Below are 14,748 nucleotides of genomic sequence, written 5' to 3' on the forward strand. Positions count from 1 at the left end.
CACAAAAAAACGCCGGCTCTCTGAGTCGGCGTTTTTTACGGCCTTTCCTGTAAAAACAAAAGTCTTTGAAGGAAGGGAGGGGTGCGGGGAGGGAGGGGAACTTTCTTCAGAAAGTTCCCCTTCCTCCCCGCTGCATACTCTATTCTTCCGCATTGTCTCCGTTGTCGGCCACGGTATCGAAGCCGACCACGCTTGCGCCGTCGTCGAGGCGCACAAGGCGCACGCCCATGGTGGCGCGGCCCACGGAACGGACCTCTTCCACGCTGAGGCGGATGATCTTGTTGGTGGAGGTGAGCAGGATGAGCGAATCGGTATCGGAAACAGGCATGGCGCCGATGACGCTGCCCGTCTTGGGGGAGACCTTGAAGTTGATGAGCCCTATACCGCCGCGGCTCTGCATGCGGTAAAGGTCGATCTTGGTGCGCTTGCCGTAGCCCAGGGCCGAAACCGTCATGATCATGGTGGAATTGTCGCCGTCCTTGACGGTGACGCAGGCCACCACTTCATCGCCACGGCGGAGCCCTATGCCCTTCACGCCCGAGGCGCTTCTGCCCATGGGACGCACGTCGGGCATGGCGAAGCGTATGGCCATGCCGTGGGCCGTGGCCAGCACCACATGGTCGGAATCGGTCACTTCGCGCACGGCGATGAGCTCGTCGCCTTCCTTGAGGCCCAGGGCGATCATGCCGCTCTTGCGGCAGCGCGCGTACAGCGAGGCGCTGGAGCGCTTGACCATGCCCTGCTTGGTGGTGAACAGGAAATAGCTTTCCTCGGCGAACTCACGCACGGTAAGGGCGTTGGCCACCCATTCATCCTTTTCCAGGGGCAGGAGATTGGCAATGTGCATGCCCTTGGCGGTGCGGCTTCCCTCAGGCACCTGATGCACCTTGAGCTGATGCATGCGGCCCTTGTTGGTGAAGAGCAGAAGGTACTGATGATTGGTGGTGGTAAGAAATTCCTGCACGAAGTCATCTTCCGAAGTGTGCAGGCCGGCTATGCCCTTGCCGCCCCTCTTCTGCTGCTGATAGTTGCCGAGGGTGGTGCGCTTGATGTAGCCGCGGCGCGACAGGGTGATGACCACGTCTTCGTCGGGAATGAGGTCTTCGATGTCGATGCCGTTCAGCTCGTCCATGACCACTTCGGTACGGCGGGGCGTGGCATAGGTGTTCTTGATGTACTGCGTTTCCTCGCGCAGCACGCCGCGCAGCACTTCGGAATCTTCCAGAATGGAGGTCAGGTAGGCGATGAGCTTCTGCAGCTCATGATATTCTTCCAGAAGCTTGTCGCGTTCCAGACCGGTGAGGCGCTGGAGGCGCATGTCCAGAATGCTCTGGGCCTGTATTTCGGTGAAGCCGAAGCGCTCCACAAGGCCGGCCTTGGCTTCCTGCGGCGTTTCCGAGGCGCGGATAAGGGTCACTATCTCGTCGATGATGTCCAGCGCCTTGAGCAGACCTTCCACGATGTGGGCGCGGGCCTGCGCCTTTTCCAGATCGAAGCGGGTGCGGCGGATGACCACTTCGCGGCGATGGTCGAGGAAGCAGGTAAGCGCCGTGCGCAGGTTGAGCTGCTGGGGCTTGTTGTCCACCACGGCCAGCATGTTGATGCCGAAGGACGTTTCGAGGGGCGTGTACTTGTACAGGGCGTTGATGACCAGTTCCGGTATGGTGCCCCGGCGCAGGTCAAGAATGATGCGTATGCCCTTCTTGTCCGAAAGGTCGCGCAGGTCGGTGACGCCGTCGAGCTTGCGCTCGTTGACCAGCGCCGCAATCTTGGTGACCAGCACGGACTTGTTGAGCGCATAGGGAATTTCGCGGATGACCACGGACTGCTGGCCCTTCTTGCGCTCCTCCACCTCCACTCTGCCGCGCACCTTCACCACGCCGCGGCCGGTGCGGTAGGCGTCGAGCAGACCCTGCCCGGCATACACGAAGCCCGCCGTGGGGAAGTCCGGCCCGTGCACGAGGTCGATGAGGTCATCCACCGTACAGTCGGGTTCGTCGATGAGGCGCAGAAGCGCGTCGCACAGTTCTCCCAGGTTGTGGGGAGGAATGTTGGTGGCCATGCCCACGGCGATGCCGGAAGAACCGTTGAGAAGAAGATTCGGCACCTTGGTGGGCAGCACCTCGGGTTCCTGTTCCGAACCGTCGTAGTTCGGGCGGAAGTCCACGGTCTTCTTTTCAATGTCGTCCAGAAATTCCGACGCAAGGCGAGACATGCGCACTTCGGTGTAACGCATGGCGGCGGCGGAGTCGCCGTCGATGGAACCGAAGTTGCCCTGCCCGTCTTCCAGCGGATCGCGCATGTTGAAATCCTGCGCCATGCGCACAAGGGCGTCGTACACGGCGGAATCACCGTGGGGGTGATACTTGCCTATGACGTCGCCCACCACGCGGGCGCTCTTCTTGGTGGGCCTGTTGTAGGTGTTGGCCATCTGCGACTGCGCGAAGAGGATGCGGCGGTGCACGGGCTTCAGGCCGTCGCGCGCGTCGGGAATGGCGCGACCTATGATGACGCTGAGCGAATAGGCCAGATAGGACTGGCGCAGCTCTTTTTCTATGTCGACTTTAAATTCTGCCACTTTGGAATCCTTGCGTGCAGTTTGATTTTCCGTGAAGGGGAAGCCCCCTGCACGGCAGAGCGTATCTCTTCGCCGTGCAGGAACAGGTGAGGCTTCTCCTCATTCAGATGTCGAGATCTTCCATGGAAAGGGCGTTGCGGATGATGAAGTCGCGGCGCAGATCGGCCCGGTCGCCCATGAGTTCCTCGATGGTGTCGGAAGCGGCTTGGGCGTCTTCTATGCTCACCTGCAGAAGCGCTCTCTTCTCGGGATTCATGGTGGTCATTTCCAGCTGTTCCGGGTTCATTTCACCGAGACCCTTGTAGCGCTGGATGTTGAAGCCCTTGCGCGCCTCGGCATAGGCGGATTCTCTGAGCTCGAAGTAATCCTTCACCTCGCGGGTCGATTCGGAGCTTGAAAGCTTCACCGGGAAGGAGCCGCAGGACTGGCCGAGCGACTTCCACACCTGGCGGGCATGACGGTACATGCGGGAGTGGAAGAATTCCACGGCAAGGCGGGTGCGGTGGCCGCTCTTGTTCTCGAACACGAGGAAGGCGCGTTCGTCGTCCTCCTGCTTTTCCACTTCCAGCGTCGCGGTATAGCCCTGCTCCTTCATCCAGGAACAGAAACTTTCGGGAAGCCCGGATTCCGCAACGGCCGTGGTCAGTTCCCCGTCGAAGCGCAGAAGCGCGAGGAAAAGCTCGCGGGAAATGGCGGAGTTTTCCGCTTCGGTCATGGATTTTTCCAGCTCGTCGATGCTCTTGAGCAGCGCGATGAGTTCGCCGCCGCGGTAGGTCCTTTCATCCCGGGTGACCACGGAGACGCCGTCGGAAAGACGCTGGAGCAGGAATTCGTCAAGCTCGTTGTCGTCCTTCAGGAACTTGATGGTGTTGCTGCCCTTCTTGATGCCGTAAAGCGGGGGCTGGGCAATGAAGATGTGCCCTTCCTCGATGAGCTTCGGATAATAGCGGAAGAAGAAGGTGAGCATGAGCGTGCAGATGTGCGCGCCGTCCACGTCGGCATCGGTCATGATGATGATCTTGTGGTAGCGCAGCTTGGAATAATCCATGTTCTCGCCGATGCCCACACCCATGGCCGTGATCATGTTCTTGATTTCTTCGCTGGCGAGCATGCGGTCGAACCTGGCGCGCTCCACGTTCAGAATCTTGCCGCGAAGGGGCAGGATGGCCTGCGTCATGGGGTTGCGGCCCTGCTTGGCGGAACCGCCTGCGGAATCGCCTTCCACGATGAAGACTTCGCATTCCGTCGGGTCCTTGCTCTGGCAGTCGGCCAGCTTGCCGGGCAGGGAATTGTCGGAAAGGGCGCCCTTGCGGCGCACCAGTTCCCTGGCACGGCGCGCGGCTTCCCGGGCGCGGGAGGCTTCGGCCGCCTTTTCGATGATGACGCGGATATCCTTGGGATGCTCCTGAAAGTACACGTCCAGCGCGTTGTACACGACGCCGTTGACGATGCCCACCACCTCGCTGTTGCCGAGCTTGGTCTTGGTCTGCCCCTCGAACTGCGGCTGGGGGAGCTTCACGCTGATGATGGCGGTGAGACCTTCGCGCACGTCGTCGCCGGAAAGGCTGTCGCCCTTCAACTTCTTCTGCAGGTCGGGCTGGCTCTTCACATAGTTGTTGATGGCGCGGGTGAGCGCCGTCTTGAAGCCGGCAAGGTGCGTGCCGCCCTCGTGGGTGCGGATGTTGTTGGCAAAGGTCAGCGTCTTTTCATTGAAGCCGGAATTGTACTGCAGCGCGAAATCCACGGTGACGTTGTCCTGGACGCCCTCCCCGCTGATGATGGGATGAAGCCCGGCCTCGTTGCTGTTCAGATCCTTCACGAACTGCTCTAGGCCGCCTTCGGCGTGATAGGTGTGCGTTTCGTTGGTGCGCTCGTCGTTGCAGATGATGGTCAGGCCCTTGTTGAGGTAGGCCAGTTCCTCGAAACGCTTCTTGAGGATTTCAAAGGAGTACACCGTGGTTTCGAAAATTTCCTCGTCGGGCAGAAAATGCACCGTGGTGCCGTGTCCTTCCGCATCGCCCAGAGGTTCCACCTTGGTCACCGGCACGCCGCGCTCATAGCGCTGACGCCATCTCTTGCCGTCGCGCCGTACCGTCACTTCCAGCCAGGAGGACAGCGCGTTCACGCAGGACACGCCCACACCGTGCAGACCGCCGGAAACCTTGTAGGCGTTGTTGTCGAACTTGCCGCCCGCATGGAGCTTGGTCATGACCACCTGCACGGCGGGAATGCGGAGCTTGGGATGTATGTCCACAGGGATGCCGCGGCCGTTGTCGCGTACGGTGACGCTGTTGTCCATGTGCAGGATGACTTCTATCTTGTTGCAGAAGCCCGCCATGGCTTCGTCGATGGAGTTGTCCACCACTTCATAGACAAGGTGATGAAGGCCGCGACTGTCCGTGCTGCCTATATACATGGCCGGGCGTTTGCGGACCGCCGCCAGACCTTCGAGCACCGTAATGGCGGAAGCGTCGTATGCGGTCTTGCCGGACCGGAGATTTTCCTGGGTCATGGGATGTCCTGAATGATTTGTTTGGCCCCGGAGAACCCGGGGCGTCAGAGAATGTCTCAGTATATACGAAAACGAAGAAAACTTCAAATCCCTGTGCAGGGGGTGGGCTTATACCTTTCCGGCGCGCAAAATGGCTGCTGCAGCCTTCAGAAAAGGCAAGGCCCCGTGACGGGGCCTTTGCGCGCATGGTGAACACGGAAAAAAAGCGGGAAAAGCGCATCCGCCCTCTTCCCGCAGGGAAGGCTATTCCTCTTCCGTATAATAGGAGGATTCGGCGATCTTCATGGGCATGAGAATGACGGTGTACTGCGCATCTTCCGAACCGGTGATGCCGCAGGGCCCTTCCGCGCCGGTGAACACATAATGCAGGCTCTGGGACTGGAAATGTCCGAGGATGTCCATGAGGCTGCGGGTGGGGAAGGCGATGAGCTCAAGGTCGCCCGAGAAGGAACCTTCCAGATGTTCGGTGGCGGAACCGGTTTCCTGCCCCTGGGCGGAAAGTTCCACTTCCTGCGGAGAGAAACGGAAATAGGTGCAGCGGTCGCTGTCGTTGTTGAAGATGAGCAGACGATCCAGCGCGTTCAGGGTTTCGCGCCGGTCCACGTCGAGCTGCGAGGTATTGTCGCCGTCGAGTCGTGCAAGGAAGCTCAGATGATCGGGATAGCTGAAGTTGGCGCTTCTCGGCACGCTCAGGGTTTCACTGCCCGAACCGGTGCGGATGTGGAAACGCCGTTCGCTGATGTTCAGCATGACCTCGTCGCTGCCCAGCCACTTGCGCAGTTCGTTGACATACTTCTTCTGGATGAGCAGGCCGTTCTCAGGAAGAAGATGCGCCAGATCGTCGTTGATGAAGCGCACCATGGCGAACTGATGCCCGTTCAGACCGCATACATCCACCTTCCCGTTTTCTCCGGCCTTGAGGTACAGACAGGCCAGACCTTCGGCACTGTCGTCGTCGCTGATGCAGAAGGTCACCCTGTCGATGACATCCTGGAAGAAGTCGCCGGACCAGAGCACCGCACCTTCCTCGGGGAAGGGAGGCAGAGGCTGGAACCAGACCGGATCCACGGTGGGCAGTTTGTAGGAACGGCGTCCCTGCTCCACGGAAAGAATGTGGGTGGACTCATCGAGCTTCAGGCTGATGTCTCCTCCGGGCAGACGGCGCAGAAGTTCCACAAAGGCGCGACCGTTCACACCTGCCGTGCCTTCTTCCTGAATCTCCGCAGGATAGGTGCCGGTGAATTCGATGTTCACATCCGTGGACATGATGGTGAGTCTGTCCCCTTCGGGAGAACGCACGGCCTGAAGCCAGATGGAACGCAGATAGGCCGCACCGGCCTTGCTGGGAATGATGGATGCGGCTTTCTGAAGGCCTTCGATGATCTGTTCCTTTTTGACGGTCAAATACATGGTTTTTCCTTGTAGTAGATGGTTAAAAGTCGGTCACTTTGTTCCTATCTATGATAACATGCCGTTTTTATTCCTTTTTATAGGAACAAAAACAGGAACGGAAAAGACATGACGCACAGCGGAAAGCCTGTGCGCAGGGGAAAAGGACGCTTTTTGTTCGTTTCTGTCGGCTTTGTGAACACGATGTGCGCATTTTTGTTCGTAACTTTGAATTGGTCAATATTTTTCACGGGATACATGGTAATTTCAGCGCCTTTCGGCAGGGTATGTTCCGCGGCGGAGGCTGCGCATTGCACAGAGGGGGCTTTCCGGAGGCTTTTGCCCGGAAGAGATGTGAACATACACTGATTTATCAATGTTTCCCACAGATTACATAAGTTAGGAACATTACGGAACAACGATGGGGCAGGGCGGAGAAACAAGCCGTGCGCCGCGCCTTTTTCCGCCGACATTCGCTGCGGAAGAAGAAAGGAACGGGGCATTGTTCGTAACTCTGCCGGGCATGTTCCCGGCAGGGAACGGGGGAGGCGGCCGGATGCTTTTGTTCCTTCACCGGCGGAACGGGGCAGCATGGGCGGCACCGGGGAAGGCGGGAATGCAGGCCGGAGAGAACAGGGAAAACGATGTGCGTCATCCATGGAGAGGAGGCCTTCCGCCGCAGAGCGGCCCGTTTTTCCGGCCGGAGACAGGCAGGAAGAACGGAGAGGGAAAAACAGGGGCGGAGAAAAAAAATTCCTTGCGTGCGTTGCCCGGAAAGCTGTGCGTAACATGGGGAAATCTCATAGAAAAATACATCACAGGGCAAGGGGGTGTACAAGGTGGGACAGGGGGCCGGGCATAAAATTTTTTACCAGAAAACGCTTGCATAAACAAGTGGTTTCTTGGTTATATACCCGCTGGGCGATGCTTCCCTTCCTTACATTTTTTTGCTTTTCGCTCATGACACGGCGGTTGTTATGATAAAAAAATATCAAATATTCCGCGCGCTGCCGGCGCGTGCTCTCTGTTTTGTGCTCCTGGGCGCCGTTGCGGCGGGCTTTTTCCTTACACGGGACGATGAGGTTCCCGCACTGTTTCCTGCCGATGCGGCGCTGTTCTCCCAGGCCGTTCAGCCTCACGATTTTTCCCTGGGCATGGATGTGCCGGAACAGGGCACCATGCAGCTTGCCTCTCTGGGCAGCGGTCTTTCCCTGATGAAGGATCTCTGGAACGAGAGCGGCCTTGCCGGAAGTGAAGGCGAAAGCCCTGCTCCCCGGTACGACGATTCCCTTCAGGCCTTCCTCGACGCGCGCGAGGGCATGTGCATTCCGAACTATTCCGAAGCCGTGCCGTGGGAAAAGGACAGGCGCTACATGGTGGAGGATTCGGGCTGCGGCACGCAGATCTTCCGCAGCGCCGTGCGCAGCGGCGACAATGCGGGGGCGCTTCTCTTCCCCTGGCTGGACAACAATGAAACGGATCAGGCCGTCCGGGCCGCATCCGCCGTCTATCCTCTGACAAGACTCATGCCCGGGCACCTTTTCAGCGTGGAACGCAACACGCAGGATGAGAAGGTGATGCGCCTCATGTACGACATCGACGAGGCAAGCCGCCTTGTGGTGGAACGCGCGGAAGAGGGCTTTACCGCCCGTGTGGATGTTCTGGAATTTGATACGAAGCTGGTCAAGGTGAGCGGCGTCATCCGTTCCTCGCTGTTCGAGGCCATGGCCGACGCCGGGGAATCCGCCAATCTGGCCGTGCGTCTGGCCGAGGTGTTCACCCATCAGGTCAACTTCGTGAAGGACGTGCAGGAAGGCGACACCTTCGAGCTGGTGGTGGAAAAGAAGTATCTCGGCGATGAATTCCGCCGCTACGGCGATATCATCGCCGCGCGCTTTACCAACGACGGAACGGCCTTCGAGGCCTTCCGCTTTGTGGACGGAAGCGGCAGAGCCCGGTATTTCGCCGCCGACGGCAGTTCGCTGGAAACGCAGTTTCTCAAGGCTCCGCTCAACTTCACGCGCGTGAGCTCCGGGTACACCATGCACCGCAGGCACCCCGTGTTCGGCAAGGTGCGCCCCCATCAGGGTGTGGATTACGCCGCTCCCAAGGGCACGCCCGTCAAGGCGCTCGGCGCGGGCACGGTGACGTTCCGCGGCTGGAAGAACGGGTACGGCAACACCCTCATCATCCGGCACAGCGGCGGCATTGAAACGCAGTATGCCCACCTTTCCCGCTTCGCCTCCTCCCTGAAGGTGGGGCAGAAGGTCGATCAGGGCGAGGTGGTGGCCTTTGTGGGCGCCACCGGCATCGCCACGGGGCCGCATCTTGATTTCCGTGTCAGGAAAAACGGTAAATTCGTCAACCCCGACACCCTTTCCGGCTCGCGTTCCGCTCCGGTGACGAAGAAGAGCCGCGACAAATTCAACGTGACCGTGGCGCAGGCCCGTTCTCTGCTCGACGGCGACATCGCCGTAGCGGAGAAGTAGCGCTCATCGCGTATCGTAAAGCAAGGGCTGGTTCCTCCCTGTGCCGGAGAAACCAGCCCTTCTCTTGATGTTTCCCTCTTATGCCCGCAGGGGCGGAAGATGATGACCATGATGAACGAATCAGATTTTCAGCTGTCGAGCTACGATTACGAACTGCCGGAAGAGCGCATTGCGCAGTATCCGCCGAAGGAGCGCGGTGCCTCCCGCCTCATGGTGCTGGACAGGGAAAGCGGCAGGAACATCCATTCCACCTTTTCCCATCTGCCCGACTTTCTGCCGGAAGGGGCGCTGCTGGTGGCCAACAATTCCTGCGTGGTGCCTGCCCGCCTTTTCGGACACCGGCCTTCCGGAGGCAAGGTGGAACTTCTGCTGCTGACGCCGCCGCCCCTTCTCAAGGCCTGCGCCACGGAGGAGAACGGCTGGAAAAAGGCCCCGGCGGAAGTGCTGCTCCGTCCCTCCCGCAACATCAGAACGGGCGACCGCCTGCATTTTGACGACTGCATCGAAGCGGAGGTCGTGGAGAAGAAGGACTTCGGCAGGCACGACGTGGTGCTGTTCTGGAAGGGCGATCTGGTGGAGTGCATGAAGCGCATCGGCCGCCTGCCTCTGCCGCCCTACATCAAGCGCGAGCAGAGCGGCGAGGACATCGCCCGTTACCAGACCGTGTATGCCGACAGGGAGAAGTCCGGGAGCGTGGCCGCGCCCACGGCAGGGCTGCATTTCACCGAGGACATGCGTGAACGGCTTGCCCGGCAGGGCATAGGCTGGGCCGAGGTGACGCTCCATGTGGGCTACGGCACCTTCAGCCCCGTGCGGGAAAGCGATATCCGCGAGCACCCCATGCACAGCGAATATGTGGAAATTTCCCCGGAGAGCGCAAAAATGGTGCGCGATGCCCGCGCCGAGGGCCGCCCCGTCATTGCCGTGGGCACCACCTCCTGCCGCACGCTGGAAGGCTGCGCTTCCCAGAACGGCGGCGTCATTCCCGCGGAGGGCTGGCACGGCTGGACCAATATCTTCATTTACCCCGGCTACAAATTCCATGTGGTGGACAAGCTCATCACCAACTTCCATCTGCCGCAGTCGTCCCTCATCATGCTGGTGGCGGCCCTGTGCGGCAGGGAACGCATCCTTTCCGCCTATGCCGAGGCCGTGCAGGAAAAGTACCGCTTCTTCTCCTACGGCGACGCCATGTTCATACGCTAGGGCGTTCTGACGGACATGTATGAGGGCCATGCGCTTTTTCCGCGCATGGCCCTCTCTTTTCATGTGCGGCTTTTGCCGGAAATGTCCCGGACAGGCCGTCTTTCGGGGATGTCCGCAGATCAGAGTTCCTTGTGACAGAACCACCAGTCGAAGCCTTCGTATTCCTTCAGCCTTGTTCCGGCACTTTTCCGGTCTCCGGCCGGAGGCACGATGACGCGGTCGTCGATGAGCTCGTTGTGCGGCCAGCCTGCGGGCATGGCGCAGCCGCGGCTGTCGGAAATCTGCAAGGCTTCCAGGGCGCGGAGTATTTCATCCATGTTCCTGCCCACTTCCTGCGGATAATAGAGCATGAGCCGCACCATGCCCTGCAGGTCCACCAGAAAGACCGCGCGCACCGTGTTGTTGCCCTTGCCGGGATGGATCATGCCGAGCTTCATGGCTATTTCGCCCCGGTCGTCGGCAATGACGGGAAATTCGATGTTCACGCCGAGCTTTTCCTGTATCCAGTCCAGCCACTTGATGTGGGAGAAGACCTGATCGACGGAAAGCCCCACCAGCATGGCGTTCAGCGCGGCAAATTTCTGAAGTCTGTTCTGAAAGGCCACGAATTCCGTGGTGCATACGGGGGTGAAATCCGCAGGATGACTGAAGAAGACAAGTCATTTTCCCCGGCTGTCCTCCGGCAGGCTGATGGGACCGGAGGTGCTTTGGGCCTTGATGTTCGGGAAGGGATGCCCCAGCAGGAGCATGGTGCAGGTTGTTTCCATACATGCTCCTTTTATTGAAAATGATTTTCATTTTTTATTTAAAAACTTTTTCTTGTCAACAGGCATGGTTATGCTGTCATCATGGGTCGGTCAGGAAACGCATGTCACGGTCAGGAAGGCGGCCCGGCATGTGGAAGGAGCCGTGTATGCCGGCGCTGCAGCGCCGCGGAAGGGGGAACGATGAAGGAACTTGTTTTCGTCAACGGTACCATGGGGGTGGGGAAAAGCACCGTATGTGCGGAGCTTCTTTCCCTGCTTGCTCCGGCCGTGTTTCTCGACGGCGACTGGTGCTGGAACATGTCGCCTTTTGTGGTGAATGAGGAAACGCGCGCCATGGTGCTGGACAATGCCGCCCATGTTCTGAACAGTTTCCTGCACTGTTCCGTGTACCGTTTTGTGCTTTTCTGCTGGGTGATGCACTCCCGCGATATTGTGGATGAGGTGCTGGGCAGGCTCGACCTTGCCGGGGTGCGCTTCACCCTTGTCACGCTGACCTGTTCGAGGCAGGCCCTTGAGGCCCGCCTTCAGTCCGACATCGCCCGGAAGAAACGAAGCCCGGGAGTGCTTTCCCGGAGTCTGGAGCGCCTGCCCCTGTATGCGGACATGGGAGGCGTCGTGGTGGATACGAGCGCCGTCACGGCAGAGGAGGCCGCCCGGCGCATCGCACGGATGTTCATAAAAGTGTGACCAGTCTTATAAAGTTAGACTGGTCATACATAAGCCGGGCAGATACCGGACTATCTGGCAATTTCCCAGATGGAGACGGGCACAGGTACATCCTGCTCCGTGAGCGGGGAGACGGGAAGCGTGCACAGGCGTTTGTGGCGCAGGCCGTGGTCGGGCAGAATGTCGAGCAGGTGATGGAACACGTCCCTGCCGGGTTCCGATATCCAGGCGCGGCCGCCCCTGGGCAGCATGGAGGCGAGAAAGGCCGCGATGGGTCCGGCGAAGTCTTTTTCATACATGATGTCTCCGGCCCAGATGCGGGAGAAGCTTTCGGGCGGGAACGTGGGGTTGCGCCAGTCCATGACCGTGAAGTTCACGCCTTCGATGCCGTTGAGCACGGCATTGATTTTTGCGTATTCCAGGGCCTCCTTTTCATAATCCATGGCCGTGACCTCGGCTCCGAGCCACTGGCCGAGAAGGGCGGTGAAGCCCAGACCGCAGCCCATGTCGAGGCACGATCTGCCTTTGATGTCGTCCTGCATTTCCGCCAGCCATCCGGCCAGAGCCAGGGAAGAGGGCCATATTTCGTTCCAGTAGGGGGCCTCCTGTCCTTCCTTTTCGTCCATGGCGGCCCAGAGCTTGTCCATATCGGCGCGGCGTATGTGCCAGATACGTCCGCAGGACTGGAAGAGGCGGTCGAAGGGGGTGAAGCGTTCCATGTATGTTCCTTGAGAGAGGGGTGAGGGTGAAGGGGGCGTCTTTTCCGGACGGAGTTTTCTCTCCGGCATTACCGGGAAGAAAGGCTCCATGCCTTTGCCTTGGAAAGGCGTCCGGAGCAATGCGGCGGGGCTGCCCTGCGGCCCGCATCTTCGCCGCTTCGGCAGTATATGCTGCTCTTCGTCTGCGGGGAAGAGCCGGGAAGGGGGGCGGCAAAGGGCTTGCCGGTCGTCTGCAATAAGGGTATCATGCCCCTTCACCTTGGCTTTTCCCGAAGGGGAGGCCGTGTTCATGGTGTCCGTCCGGGGCGTCGGTTTTCTTTGTTGCCCCTTTTGAAACGCCGTGTGCGCTGCCGACGCGCCACGCACAGAGCAAAGCAGGTTTGACATGGATAATAGGGGTGAGGACAGAAAGGATTTCGCCAGGCGTCCCTTCAGAAAAAACGAGGGTGAACGCGGCGAGAACCGCCGCAGAGAATATGCGGACGGCGGACGTCCGCGCCGTTTTGAGCGCGGAGACGACGAGAAGCGGGAAGGCCGCAGGGAATTTCGGAACGATCGTCCGCGCACGGACCGCGCGGCTTCGCGCGGGCGCGATCTCGGCGCGCTCATGGATCTGGACAACGACATTCTGCATCTTGTGGTGCGCCGCGCCCAGATGCTTGCCCGCCTGCGCAGCGGCGGCCGCCTCGCTCCCGAAACGGAAAAGACTCTGCGTACCGCATGGGAAAGCAAGGCCGCGCGTCTTGCCCGCGACAACCGTCTTTCCCGCGATCTGTTCGTGCTTCTGCAGGCCATCGAACCCATGACGCGCATGGAGGAAGAGCAGGGCTACTACAATCTTTCTCCCAACGGCGAAGCCGTGGACATCCACATCCCTGCTCCTTCCGATACCGTGGCCGCCCGCTGCTGGCTGGCCGTGGCCGCCGCCTCCGGTCAGGAAACCACCCTTTCCCGCGTGCCCCTCACCGACGCCGTGGTGAGCTCCGTCAAGGTGCTCAATCAGCTGGGCGGTCTGCTGCGCTGGGAGGAAAACGGCGAGGTGCAGAGCCGTGCGGGCAAGGGACTTGTCCGCAACCTGGACAAGGTCATCCATGTGGGCGACGACGCCTTCAACCTCTGGCTCGTCATCGCGCTCTGCGTGGGCATGCCCGCAAGGCTCAAGCTTACGGGCGACAGCTCCCTGCGCTTCATCGACATTGCGCCCCTGCGTCATTTCCTGCCGCAGCTCGGCGTGCGCCTGACCAACGTCATTCCTTCGCAGGACGGCCTGCCCGTGCGCATGGAATGCTCCGGCCTCATGCCCCGCGAAGTCCGCATTGCGGACGATCTGCCCGAAGATTTCGTGGCCGCGCTGGTGCTTGCCGCTCCCTTCTGGGAAGGGGACTGCAGACTGGTGCTGCCCGAGAAGGAACCCCGTCTTCTGCCCCTCGTGCTGGATGTGCTTTCCGGCTGCGGCGTGAAGTTCACCCGCAACGGGCGTGAACTCACCGTGGAACGCGGCGCAGTTTCCGTGCCCGCGCAGCCCGTGGTGCCCATGGACGCCGCCGTGGCGGCCACCATTCTCATGCTGCCCGGCTTCAACGGCGGCACGGCGGAGCTGGAAGGCGTGTGGGGCGGCGGTACCGCCTGCTCTCTGGTGGAAAAGATTCTGCGCGGCGCCGGACTCAACGTGAAGTACGGCGCGCAGAAGGTGACGTGCACCGGCAAGGAGCGCGAAACCTCCGCTCCCGCTCCCGAAGTCATGGCCGACGTGCTTGCCCTCTGCCCCTCTCTTCTGCCTCTGTGCACGGTGATCATGGCCGCTGCGGTGCATGAGGGTGCGAGTGTTTCCCTGCCCGCGCTTTCGGAAGAAGACAGGCATCTTGTCACGGCCTTCCTTGCCCGCTGCGGCGTGGTGGAAAAGGACGGCGTCCTTGCGGCCGTGGAAGACACCGTTCCCGGCTCCTGGGTGGCTCCTTCCGCGCACTGGGCCATGGCCTATGCCCTCGGCGCTTTTCTGAAGCCCAACCTGCACCTTTCCAACCCCGGTGTGATGACGAGCCTCTTCCCCCTGTTCTGGAACCTGTACAACACCCTTCCCCGCCCCGAACTCAAGCGCAAATCCGATCAGGAGGTAGAAGATGCCAAGCCCGCAAGAAGGAGAGTCATCGCCCAGGGAGTCTATGGAGAGCTTCCTCCTGAAGCCTCTGCCGGAGACGATTTCTGAGCTTGAGGCCCAGATGGACCTCATCTCGTCGGAACAGAAGCGCTGCTTTGAGGCGATACGGCGGCTCATGGACGCCGAAGACGTGGAAAAGGGCATTGTGTTTCCGCAGGAGATTCATGAGCTGCATCAGCGCAAGAACATGCTGGAAACCCACATGCAGTACCGCCGTGTGCGCATCAACCGCCTGAAGATGTGGAAGGGGATAAAGTAGTTCCT

10 protein-coding genes and 1 pseudogene are annotated in these 14,748 nt (G+C 60.1%); 5 read left to right on the plus strand and 6 right to left on the minus strand.

The window, feature by feature from the left end; genetic code table 11:
• Positions 1 to 139: 139 nt before the first annotated feature.
• The 4 genes from gyrA to Q0K07_RS01770 form a co-directional block, all read right to left on the minus strand.
• Positions 140 to 2,578, minus strand: a complete 2,439-nt coding sequence (gene gyrA, locus Q0K07_RS01755) for a DNA gyrase subunit A (protein WP_294555588.1) — start codon at positions 2,576 to 2,578, stop codon at positions 140 to 142.
• Positions 2,579 to 2,681: 103 nt separating this feature from the next.
• Entirely contained in the window at positions 2,682 to 5,090 is a 2,409-nt protein-coding gene (gyrB, locus tag Q0K07_RS01760) for a DNA topoisomerase (ATP-hydrolyzing) subunit B (protein ID WP_294555591.1), read from the minus strand.
• Positions 5,091 to 5,333: 243 nt separating this feature from the next.
• Positions 5,334 to 6,500, minus strand: coding sequence for a DNA polymerase III subunit beta (gene dnaN / locus Q0K07_RS01765; protein ID WP_294555595.1), 1,167 nt, complete (start codon positions 6,498 to 6,500; stop codon positions 5,334 to 5,336).
• 77 nt (positions 6,501 to 6,577) lie between these two features.
• Positions 6,578 to 7,072 carry a hypothetical protein gene (locus Q0K07_RS01770; RefSeq protein ID WP_294555598.1) on the minus strand — a complete coding sequence of 165 codons (495 nt, stop codon included), beginning with the start codon at positions 7,070 to 7,072 and terminating at the stop codon, positions 6,578 to 6,580.
• Positions 7,073 to 7,456: 384 nt separating this feature from the next.
• Here Q0K07_RS01770 and Q0K07_RS01775 point away from each other — a divergent pair, with 384 nt between their 5' ends.
• Positions 7,457 to 8,968: a M23 family metallopeptidase gene (locus Q0K07_RS01775; RefSeq protein WP_294555601.1), complete on the plus strand. Its 1,512-nt coding sequence runs from the start codon at positions 7,457 to 7,459 to the stop codon at positions 8,966 to 8,968.
• Positions 8,969 to 9,070: 102 nt separating this feature from the next.
• Entirely contained in the window at positions 9,071 to 10,174 is a 1,104-nt protein-coding gene (queA, locus tag Q0K07_RS01780; protein ID WP_294555747.1) for a tRNA preQ1(34) S-adenosylmethionine ribosyltransferase-isomerase QueA, read from the plus strand.
• A gap of 119 nt (positions 10,175 to 10,293) precedes the next feature.
• Here queA and Q0K07_RS01785 read toward each other — a convergent pair.
• A pseudogene (locus Q0K07_RS01785) lies at positions 10,294 to 10,821 on the minus strand (peroxiredoxin); the annotation flags it as partial.
• Between the two features lie 300 nt (positions 10,822 to 11,121).
• Between Q0K07_RS01785 and Q0K07_RS01790 the strand changes: the two are divergent.
• Positions 11,122 to 11,628 (plus strand): AAA family ATPase, encoded by a 507-nt coding sequence (locus tag Q0K07_RS01790; protein ID WP_294555603.1) that lies wholly within the window; start codon positions 11,122 to 11,124, stop codon positions 11,626 to 11,628.
• Between the two features lie 50 nt (positions 11,629 to 11,678).
• Here the strand turns inward: Q0K07_RS01790 and Q0K07_RS01795 are convergent, their stop codons facing one another.
• The gene (locus Q0K07_RS01795) at positions 11,679 to 12,326 is read right to left on the minus strand and encodes a methyltransferase domain-containing protein (RefSeq protein ID WP_294555606.1); all 648 of its coding nucleotides are present in this window, start codon (positions 12,324 to 12,326) and stop codon (positions 11,679 to 11,681) included.
• A 385-nt stretch (positions 12,327 to 12,711) separates the two neighbouring features.
• Here Q0K07_RS01795 and Q0K07_RS01800 point away from each other — a divergent pair, with 385 nt between their 5' ends.
• Both Q0K07_RS01800 and Q0K07_RS01805 read left to right on the plus strand, forming a co-directional pair.
• Positions 12,712 to 14,532: a 3-phosphoshikimate 1-carboxyvinyltransferase gene (locus Q0K07_RS01800; RefSeq protein WP_294555609.1), complete on the plus strand. Its 1,821-nt coding sequence runs from the start codon at positions 12,712 to 12,714 to the stop codon at positions 14,530 to 14,532.
• Entirely contained in the window at positions 14,489 to 14,743 is a 255-nt protein-coding gene (locus Q0K07_RS01805) for a hypothetical protein (protein WP_294555611.1), read from the plus strand. Before Q0K07_RS01800 ends, Q0K07_RS01805 begins: the two co-directional genes overlap by 44 nt.
• The last annotated feature ends 5 nt before the right edge of the window (positions 14,744 to 14,748 follow it).

The organism is uncultured Mailhella sp., from assembly GCF_944324615.1.
In the GTDB taxonomy this organism is placed as follows: domain Bacteria; phylum Desulfobacterota; class Desulfovibrionia; order Desulfovibrionales; family Desulfovibrionaceae; genus Mailhella.

Coding starts and splice junctions, on each gene's coding strand:
- gyrB (WP_294555591.1), bottom strand. CDS start 5,090: ATGACCCAGGAAAATCTCCGGTCCGGCAAGACCGCATACGACGCTTCC.
- dnaN (WP_294555595.1), bottom strand. CDS start 6,500: ATGTATTTGACCGTCAAAAAGGAACAGATCATCGAAGGCCTTCAGAAA.
- Q0K07_RS01770 (WP_294555598.1), bottom strand. CDS start 7,072: ATGCTGCCCCGTTCCGCCGGTGAAGGAACAAAAGCATCCGGCCGCCTC.
- Q0K07_RS01775 (WP_294555601.1), top strand. CDS start 7,457: ATGATAAAAAAATATCAAATATTCCGCGCGCTGCCGGCGCGTGCTCTC.
- queA (WP_294555747.1), top strand. CDS start 9,071: ATGACCATGATGAACGAATCAGATTTTCAGCTGTCGAGCTACGATTAC.
- Q0K07_RS01790 (WP_294555603.1), top strand. CDS start 11,122: ATGAAGGAACTTGTTTTCGTCAACGGTACCATGGGGGTGGGGAAAAGC.
- Q0K07_RS01795 (WP_294555606.1), bottom strand. CDS start 12,326: ATGGAACGCTTCACCCCCTTCGACCGCCTCTTCCAGTCCTGCGGACGT.
- Q0K07_RS01800 (WP_294555609.1), top strand. CDS start 12,712: ATGGATAATAGGGGTGAGGACAGAAAGGATTTCGCCAGGCGTCCCTTC.
- Q0K07_RS01805 (WP_294555611.1), top strand. CDS start 14,489: ATGGAGAGCTTCCTCCTGAAGCCTCTGCCGGAGACGATTTCTGAGCTT.